This is a genomic window from Arthrobacter sp. ZGTC412 (assembly GCF_002929215.1).
GTDB lineage: Bacteria > Actinomycetota > Actinomycetes > Actinomycetales > Micrococcaceae > Arthrobacter.
The window spans coordinates 1-1063 of sequence record NZ_PJII01000055.1 but is presented as its reverse complement, the minus strand read 5'-3'; the positions used below and the strand labels follow the sequence as shown (position 1 = coordinate 1063).

1 protein-coding gene is annotated in these 1063 nt (G+C 66.3%); it reads left to right on the top strand.

From position 1 onward, the window contains the following. The coding region (locus tag CXQ88_RS21360; protein ID WP_146069271.1) for an HNH endonuclease signature motif containing protein at window positions 1-1063 on the top strand (1063 nt) is incomplete at both ends.

Genomic DNA, 1063 nt, shown 5'->3' with positions numbered 1-1063 from the left:
GGTCGGTCCTGCCGTGTCCTCCAAGGCCGGGACCATCATCAGCCTGACCCTGCACCGGCTCCAGCACCTCACCACACCGGAGAAACTGGCGCTGATCGAGGAGAACCTCACCACCACCGCCGCGACAGCCGACCCGGACTTCCTCGCCCGCATCGCGCGCCGCTGGGCCGACACCATCGACGCCGACGGCACCGAACCCAGCGAAGAAACCCTCCGCCACACCCAGGGCGCGTTCATCCGCAAACCCCGCCACGGCCTGCACCACCTCGAGATCTACGCCACCACCGACCAATACGAACACCTCCTCACCGTCATGAACACCGCCACCAACCCCCGCACCACCAGTACCGGCACCGAAGCCGGAACCGGCACGGATACCGGCACTACGGCTGCCACCAACCCCCGCACGACCACCAGTACCGGCACCGGGCAAGACGAAGTGTGGAACGAGAACGACCCCGAGCTGGACCGCCGCACCCGGCCACAGAAACAACTCGACGGCCTCGTCGGCGCAGCCAAGGTTGCCCTCGCGACCAACGGCCTGCCCAGCACCGGCGGCAACCGACCCCAAATCATCGCCACCATCAACTACCAGGACCTCCTCCCCCACACCGGTGAGAAGCCACCCGGCACCGGCACGGGAAACTTTGTCTTCACCGGACCCGTCGCCGCGGCCACGCTCCGCAAGATCGCCTGCGACGCCGACATCATCCCCGCACTCCTCGGCACCCACGGCGAAATCCTGGACCTCGGCCGCAAAACCCGGCTCTTCACCCCCACCCAACGCCTCGCCCTCACCGCCCGCGACCAAGGCTGCACCTTCCCCAACTGCACCATCCCCGCCCCCTGGTGCGAAGCCCACCACATCACCTACTGGTCCCACGGCGGCACCACAGACCTGGATAACGGCGCCCTCCTCTGCACCGGCCACCACCACCTGATCCACAAAGAACAATGGACCATCACCACCATCAACGGCACACCCTGGTACACACCCCCAAAACACCTCGACCCCCACCAAAAACCCCAACAAAACCACTACTTCAAACCACCCCCACCACCC